Origin of the sequence: Streptomyces sp. BR123, assembly GCF_013401435.1 — a bacterium.
Classification (GTDB): Bacteria; Actinomycetota; Actinomycetes; order Streptomycetales; family Streptomycetaceae; genus Streptomyces.
The window spans coordinates 1-7,593 of record NZ_JACBGN010000321.1; the positions used below are offsets into that span (position 1 = coordinate 1).

Sequence of the window (7,593 nt, forward strand, 5' to 3'; positions counted from 1 at the left end):
GTGGTGGAGGGGCCAGGGGGCGGCGTCGGTGGAGCCGACGTGTGCGGCGCACGCGTCCGTGAGGGCTTCCAGCAGGGTGAGGGGGTCCGGCAGGGCGTGCTCCATGCCGCGGATCCACGTCACGGCGTGCCCACCGGGCAGCACCGCCGGCGGCACCAGCACGTAGCTGCCCCGGCAGTGCCACCGCAGCCCGGGGTGCTCGTCCATGGTCTCGGGGTGGCAGTCCAGTTCGCAGGGCCACCACTCGTCCTCGTCCTCGGGGGTGCCGCGCGTGGCGGTGAAGAAGAGCATGCGGGCCTGGTCGCCGGTGCCGCCGGATTCGGCGACGGGGCCGACGTCGACCCCCGCCGCGAGGAGGCGGCCCAGTGCACGGGTTCCGGCTTCGAGGGGGACGTCGAGGACGTCGTGGAGCATGCCGGTCGCGGTGATGAAGTTGGCCTGGGGCTGGTTGCGGGCCCAGCGTTCGATCTGGGCGCGGTCGGTGGTCGACTGGGTCTGCCAGGCGAAGGAGAGGGGGTGCCGTGCGGGGGTGGGGCAGCCGATGCGGTCACAGGAGCAGCGGTAGCCGGCGGGGTGGGCGGCCGGGGCGAGCGGCAGGCCGGCGGCGGCGACGGACAGCAGGAGTGCCTCGCGCACCAGGGCCGGGTCTTCGGGTGAGGGTTTCGGGCGCCGGCGCAGCCATTGCGAAATCCTGCTCTGCTCGCCGCGTTTGACGCGGCCGGACTCGGACCCCATCTATCCCCTCACCTCACCGTTGGCCACCGGCAGACCCTCACATCGTCCCACCATCCTGAGGTCCGGATGACCGCTCTCCCCCACCGGGGGGTGGGGGTGAACTCTGTGCGAACGGCAGCCGAACGGAAGGAATATCCAGATATGAGGTGGGAAATGGGGTGATTGTTTCCGCTGGTGGCTGCCCGGATGGGCCTGCGGTGACCTTCGCCACCCCTCAGGTCCGCAGGCCGGACAGGACTCCGTCGACGAGGGCGTCGGCGTAGGCGTGGGTCAGCGGTGCGGTGCGCAGGAGCCAGCGGTAGGTGAGCGGTCCGAGCAGCATTTCCACGGTCAGGCGGAGGTCGGCGTCGGCGGTGAGCTGGCCGGCCTCCTGGGCGGTGCGCAGCCGTGCCTCGTACAGGGCGAGCTGCGGCTCCAGGAGCTTTTCGGTGAACCGGGCGCCGAGTTCGGGGTCGGTGGCTCCGGCGGCGGTGAGGGCGCGCGCGGGGGCGGCGTACTTCTCGTCGTTGAACTCGTCGACGGTGGCCCGCAGTACGGACTTCAGGTCGGCGGCGAGGTCCCCGGTGTCGGGAAAGGTCCAGCCGCCTTCGGTCTCGGCGTCTCCGGCGAGGGCGAGGGAGGCATCGAGCAGGACCGCCGCTTTCGACGGCCACCAGCGGTAGATCGTCTGCTTGCCGACGCCGGCGCGGGCGGCGATCGCCTCGATGGTCAGCTTGTTGTAGCCGACCTCCCCGACGAGGGCGAGTGCCGCGTCGAGGATGGCCCGCCGCGAGCGGTCGCTGCGGCGGCTGGCATCGGGGGCCTTCACGTCGGGGTTCTTGCTGCTCATTCGGACAAATTACCAACCGAAACGTCTCGTCTTTGAGTCATTCCGCAAACCACCCGGACAGTTCACTGCGCGGTTCCCCCGGGGGAGAGACGATTCTCTCCACAAGTCCGTGAGTCGTGAGGAGCCTTCTTTGCGCAGAGACGCCACACCCCGGCGCTACCTGATGTGCCCACCGGCGCACTTCAAGGTCACGTACTCCATCAATCCGTGGATGGATCCCACGAAACCGGTGGACCTGCCCCTCGCCCACGCCCAGTGGGAAGACCTCAGGGACCGCTACCTCTCCCTCGGCCACACCGTCGAGACGCTCGAACCGGACCCCGGGCTGCCCGACATGGTGTTCGCCGCGAACGGCGCCCTCGTCATCGACGGCCGCGTGCTCGGCGCCCGGTTCGCGCACCCGGAGCGCGCCGCCGAGGCGGAGATCCACCTCGACTGGTTCCGCTCCCACGGCTTCCGGGACGTCCACGAGCCCTCGCACGTCAACGAGGGCGAGGGCGACTTCGCCGTGACCGCCAGCTGGATCCTGGCCGGGCGCGGCTTCCGCTCCAGCCCGCTCTCGGCCGACGAGGCCCAGGAGTTCTTCGGCCGCCCGGTGATCGGCCTGGACCTGGTGGACCCGCGCTACTACCACCTGGACACCGCGCTGTGCGTGCTGGACGGCGACGAGGTGATGTACCACCCGGAGGCGTTCTCGCCGGGCAGCCGGGCCGTGCTGCGCAGGCTGTTCCCGGATGCGCTGCTCGCCGACGACCGGGACGCGGCGGCGCTCGGCCTGAACGCGGTGTCCGACGGCCGCCACGTCCTGCTGCCGCAGGCGGCGACCGGGCTGATGGCGCCCCTGCGCGACCGCGGGTTCGAGCCGGTCGCGATGGACCTGGGGGAGTTGCTCAAGGGCGGCGGCAGCGTGAAGTGCTGCACGCAGGAGCTGCGGATGTAGCCGCTGCAGGGCTGTGGGGGCTGTGGGGTCAGGGGGCCGCCGGGGGCCACTGCTCGCCCCACTCCGCGTCCCGGGCCGCCTTGTACAGGTCGCCGTGGCGCTTGGTCACGGTGGACCGGGTCAGCCCCTCCCCCTGCGGGCCGCACAGGTCCAGCAGGACGAGCCCCTTCCGGATCTGCGGCTTGCGCGTGATCCGGGAGGGGACCGGCTGCACCGGGAACCGGGTCGCGGCCACGTAGCTGAACTTCTCGTCCTCGTACGCGAGCGAGCCGCCCTTGACCTGCCGGTGCAGGGAGGAGCGGCTGACCCGCGCCGAGAAGTGGCACCAGTCCTGCCCGACCTCGATCGGGCAGGTCCCGTCGTGCGGGCAGGGTGCGGCGACCCGCAGCCCGGCCGCGATCAGCTGGTCCCGGGCCTCGCGGATGCGCAGGTACCCGTCGGGGGTGCCGGGCTCGATCAGGACGACGGCCTGTCCGGCCCGGGCGGCCTCGGCGACCACGGCCCGGCGGGCCTCGGCCGTGAGCTCGTTCAGTACGTACGACACGGTCACGAGGTCGGCCTCGGGCAGGGTGGTCCCGGAGCCGATGACGGCCCGCCGCCACTCGGCGGAGCGCAGCACGGGCGAGCCGGAGGCCCCGGCCAGCTCCCGGCCGAGGGCGAGGGCGGGCTCCGCCCAGTCGAGGACGGTGGTGGTGCGGGGGCCGTCCCAGGTGGCGTCGACCGCCCAGGTCGCCGCGCCGGTGCCGCCGCCCACGTCCACGTGCGAGGCCGGGGCCCACTGCGGTGCCGCCCCGGCGAGTCCGCCGAGGGCGCCCCGTACGGCCTCGAAGGTGGCCGGCATCCGGTACGCCGCGTACGCCGCCACGTCGGAGCGGTCTCGCAGGACGGGCGCGTCGGTGGGCGTGCGCCCCCGGTAGTTGGCGATGAGCCGCTCGACGGCGGCCGCGGCCTGCTTCGGCGGGAGCCCGTCGAGCAGCCCGGCCAGGGCGGACCGGAGGGCTTCGGCGGTGGTGGGGGCGGAGGCGTTCACCTGCGAAGTTTACGGCGCGCCCGGGGCCGGCCCCACGCCCACGCCCGCGGCCCTGCCCGCCCTGCCCTGAGTCGGCTCCGGGCCCACCGCCGGCCGCGCGCCGGTCAGGCGTCGCCCGTCGCGCCGCGCCCGCGCCACGGCCGGCACATGCCGAGGAAGCAGCCCGCCGCGAGCAGTGAGCAGGCGACCTGGACCACGGCCATCGGCACGGCCGTGTCCTCGCCCGCGATCCCGACCAGCGGCGAGGCGATCGCCCCGACCAGGAAGGAGGCGGTGCCGAGCAGGGCCGAGGCGGAGCCGGCTGCGTGGGGAGCGCGCATCAAGGCGAGTGCGTTGGTGTTCGGCAGGACCAGGCCCATCGCCGACATCAGCACGAACAGCGCGGCGGCGACCGGAACGAGGCCGACCCGCCCGAACACCCCCGTGGCCATCAGCAGCAGTGCCGCAGAGGCGGCCGTGACGACGGCGAGCCCGACTGCCAGCACCTTGTCCAGGCTGACCCGGCCGACCAGCAGCTTGCCGTTGACCTGCCCGGCCAGGATCAGCCCGACGGAGTTGAGGCCGAACAGCAGGCTGAAGGTCTGCGGGGAGGCCCCGTAGATCTCCTGCACCACGAAGGGGGAGGCGGATATGTACGCGAAGAGCGTGGCGAAGGCGAAGCCGCCCGCCAGGGTGTACCCGGCGAAGACGCGGTCGGCGAGCAGCCCCCGCATGGTCCGCAGCGCGGCCGGCACACCCCCGGTGTGCCGCTGCGCGGGCGGCAGCGTCTCGCCGAGGCTGCGCCACACCAGCAGGGTGAGGACGAGGCCGACTCCGGCGAGCACGGCGAAGACCCCTCGCCAGTCGGCGAAGCGGAGCACTTGGGCGCCGATGAGCGGGGCGACGATCGGGGCCACGCCGGAGACGAGCATCAGAGTGGAGAAGAACCGGGCCATCTCGACCCCGTCGTACAGGTCGCGGACGACGGCGCGGGCGATGACGATCCCGGCGGACCCGGCCAGGCCCTGGAGGAGGCGGAAGCCGATCAGGAGTTCGGTGCTCGGGGCGAAGGCACAGACGGCGGTGGCGAGCACGTAGAGGACCATGCCGGCCAGCAGCGGTCCGCGGCGTCCCCACTTGTCGCTCATCGGCCCGATGACGAGCTGGCCCAGCGCCATGCCGGCGAGGCAGGCCGTGAGGGTGAGCTGGATGGTGGCGGCCGGGCTGTGCAGGGCCGCGGCGACCTCCGGCAGGGCCGGCAGGTACATGTCCATCGACAGCGGGGCGAGGGCGCTGAGGCCGCCCAGGACGACGGTGACGAGGAGCCCGGTGCGGCGCGCGGCGGCCGGCGGGGCCGGGGCCCGGTCCGCGGCCTCGGCCCGGGCCCGGGCCGGTACGGGGGCGGTATCGGAGGCGGTATCGGAGGTGGAGTCGGGGGCCGTATCGGAGGGGGCCCGAGGGGTGGATGCGCTCGGTGCGGTGGACCGCGTCTTCGGCGACGGCTCGTGCGAAGCGGCCGTCGCAGGGCCTGTCTCCGGCATGCGGGACTCCTGTCTCTTTCGTCGTCTTCTCACACCCCTGACCGCCCCATGTTCTCAGCCGGCGGAACGTCCGTGGACGCCTGCGGCAGGTGACGTACCCTGCGGGCCCATGGACGCAAGTGGGAAGAAGACCGCCGTCGTCACGGGGGCCGGCTCCGGCATCGGCCGTTCCGTCGCCCTGGCCCTCGCCGCCGCCGGCTGGGCGGTGGCCGTCGCCGGCCGCCGCATCGAACCGCTCAGGGAGACGGCCGGGGCGGCCGAGGCGGCCGGGCCCGGCGCGGACGTCCTGTGCGTACGGGCGGACGTGAGCGAACCGGACGACGTGGCCGCCCTCTTCGCGGCGGTGCGCGAGCGGTACGGCCGCCTCGACCTGCTGTTCAACAACGCGGGCACCTTCGGCCCGGGCGGCGTCCCGCTGGAGGACCTCCCCCACGAGGCCTGGCGTTCCGTGGTCGACGTCAACCTCACCGGGGCCTTCCTGTGCGCGCAGGCGGCGTTCCGGCAGATGAAGGAGCAGGACCCGCAGGGCGGCCGGATCATCAACAACGGTTCCGTCTCCGCCCACGTGCCCCGGCCGCACTCGATCGCCTACACCGCGACCAAGCACGCCGTGACGGGCCTGACCAAGTCGCTGTCGCTGGACGGGCGCCCCTACCGGATCGCCTGCGGCCAGATCGACATCGGCAACGCGGCCACCGAGATGACCGAGCGGATGCAGCAGGGGATCCTGCAGGCCAACGGGCAGCTGGCGGTGGAGCCGGTGATGGACGCGGCCGACGTGGCCCGCACCGTGGTGCACATGGCACAGCTGCCGCTGGAGGCGAACGTGCAGTTCGCGACGGTGATGGCGACCGCGATGCCCTACATCGGGCGCGGCTGAGCGGCCGGCTTCCGCGGGTCCGGGTCCGGGTGCGGGCCCCGGGCGGCCGAGCGCGCAGTTCCCCGCGCCCCTGGGCGGACGCCGGCCGGGCGGGGCGGGAATGGCCGGGCTCCGGCGCGGGTTGGGGCGATCATGACGACCGAAGTACTGCGCTACACCGCCTTCTCCGACGACCCCGCCGGCGGCAACCCGGCCGGGGTGGTGCTCGACGCGAGTGCCCTGGACGACGCCGCGATGCTCCGGATCGCGGCCGGACTCGGCTACAGCGAGACCGCGTTCCTGACCGCCCCGCCGCCGGGGCTGGGCGGTGCGCCCGGCCGGGCGTTCACCCTGCGGTTCTTCAGCCCGAAGGCGGAGGTGTCCTTCTGCGGGCACGCCACGGTGGCCGCCTCCGTGGCGCTCGCGGAGCGGATCGGCCCGGGCGACCTGCTCTTCGCCACCCCCGCCGGCACCGTGCCCGTCTCGGTGGCGGCGACCGGCGGCGGCCTGCGGGCCGTCCTGACCAGCGTCGCACCGCACACCGAGGAGATCGCGGCCGCCGACCTCGCCGAGGCGCTCGCCGCCCTGGACTGGCCGGCCGACGGCCTCGACCCGGCGTTCCCGCCCCGGATCGCCTTCGCCGGGGCCCGCCACCTGGTGCTCGGCGCGGCCACCCGGGCCCGCCTCGCGGACCTCGACTACGACTTCGCACGGCTGGAGGCGCTGATGCGCCGCCTGGACCTGACCACCGTCCAGCTGGTGCACCGGGCGGGCCCGGACACCTTCCACGTCCGCGACCCGTTCCCGGTCGGAGGCGTCGTCGAGGACCCCGCCACGGGAGCGGCGGCCGCCGCCTTCGGGGCGTACGCCCGCGAGCTCGGACTCGTCCCCGAGGAGGCCCTGCTCACTCTCCACCAGGGCGAGGACATGGGCCGCCCGGGGGTCCTCACCGTGGAACTGCGGGCGGGGGACCCGCGGGTGCGGGTCGGCGGCGCCGGTGTCCGGATCCCCGGATGAGGATCGTCACCCACCCCGAGGCGGACCTGCCCGCGGAGCTCGCGGCCCAGGTCGTCGAACTGGAGGAGCAGGCCTGGCCCGGCAACCGCCACGGCCACGATCCGGAGCTCGCCCCGCTGTCGATGCTGCTGCTGGACGCCGACGGAGTGGCGGCCGCCTCGCTGGCGCTGCTGTACAAGCCGGTCCGGCACGCGGGGCGCACGTACCGTGCGGCCGGGCTGAGCGCGGTGGTCACCCGCCGGACGGCACGGGGGCGCGGCCACGGCGGCCGGCTGGTGGCCGCCGCCCGGGCGGCGCTGGCCGCCGACCCGGCCGTGGACGTGGTCCTGTTCAGCTGCGACCGGCCGCTGGCCGGGTTCTACGAGGCGGCGGGCTTCACCCGGCTGCCCGGCGCGGTCCTGGTGGGCGGCACGCCCGAGGAGCCGCTGGCCACCGACGCGCCCGGCTTCGCCAAGGAGGTCCTCGGGGACTTCCCGGCCGGGCGCGCCGAGGCCGCCGCGTTCGCGGGAACCCGGATCGCCCTGTACCCGGGACCCGTCGACCGCCTCTGGTGACGCCGGGAACCCGTCGCCCGTACGCGCGGACGGTCGTGCGCGCGTACGGGCGACGGGCGGCGCGGTCTACGCGCCGGGCTGCGCCTCCGCCGCCGGGTCCCCGTCGACC

Annotated in this window: 8 protein-coding genes; 4 read left to right on the top strand and 4 right to left on the bottom strand. The window is 74.5% G+C overall.

Translation table 11 applies throughout. From position 1 onward, the window contains the following. A partial coding sequence (locus HYE82_RS31210) for a bifunctional DNA primase/polymerase (RefSeq protein WP_179177559.1) occupies window positions 1-735 on the bottom strand: 735 nt, incomplete at its 3' end. 214 nt (window positions 736-949) lie between these two features. Next, window positions 950-1,564 (bottom strand): TetR/AcrR family transcriptional regulator, encoded by a 615-nt coding sequence (locus HYE82_RS31215; RefSeq protein WP_179177560.1) that lies wholly within the window; start codon window positions 1,562-1,564, stop codon window positions 950-952. Here HYE82_RS31215 and ddaH point away from each other — a divergent pair. Further along, the gene (gene ddaH, locus HYE82_RS31220) at window positions 1,494-2,504 is read left to right on the top strand and encodes a dimethylargininase (protein ID WP_369009824.1); all 1,011 of its coding nucleotides are present in this window, start codon (window positions 1,494-1,496) and stop codon (window positions 2,502-2,504) included. The genes HYE82_RS31215 and ddaH overlap by 71 nt on opposite strands. A 28-nt stretch (window positions 2,505-2,532) precedes the next feature. Here ddaH and HYE82_RS31225 read toward each other — a convergent pair whose 3' ends face one another. Beyond that, window positions 2,533-3,534, bottom strand: a complete 1,002-nt coding sequence (locus HYE82_RS31225) for a small ribosomal subunit Rsm22 family protein (protein ID WP_179177562.1) — start codon at window positions 3,532-3,534, stop codon at window positions 2,533-2,535. 104 nt (window positions 3,535-3,638) lie between these two features. After that, complete coding sequence (locus HYE82_RS31230) at window positions 3,639-5,054, bottom strand: multidrug effflux MFS transporter (RefSeq protein ID WP_179177563.1); 1,416 nt, start codon at window positions 5,052-5,054, stop codon at window positions 3,639-3,641. A gap of 109 nt (window positions 5,055-5,163) precedes the next feature. Between HYE82_RS31230 and HYE82_RS31235 the strand changes: the two genes are divergently transcribed. From HYE82_RS31235 to HYE82_RS31245, 3 genes are all read left to right on the top strand, one after another. Then, the gene (locus HYE82_RS31235; RefSeq protein WP_179177564.1) at window positions 5,164-5,934 is read left to right on the top strand and encodes an SDR family oxidoreductase; all 771 of its coding nucleotides are present in this window, start codon (window positions 5,164-5,166) and stop codon (window positions 5,932-5,934) included. A 132-nt stretch (window positions 5,935-6,066) separates the two neighbouring features. Then, the gene (locus HYE82_RS31240; protein ID WP_179177565.1) at window positions 6,067-6,930 is read left to right on the top strand and encodes a PhzF family phenazine biosynthesis protein; all 864 of its coding nucleotides are present in this window, start codon (window positions 6,067-6,069) and stop codon (window positions 6,928-6,930) included. Continuing rightward, entirely contained in the window at window positions 6,927-7,484 is a 558-nt protein-coding gene (locus HYE82_RS31245; protein WP_179177566.1) for a GNAT family N-acetyltransferase, read from the top strand. The genes HYE82_RS31240 and HYE82_RS31245 overlap by 4 nt, the downstream gene beginning before the upstream one ends. Window positions 7,485-7,593: the final 109 nt, after the last annotated feature.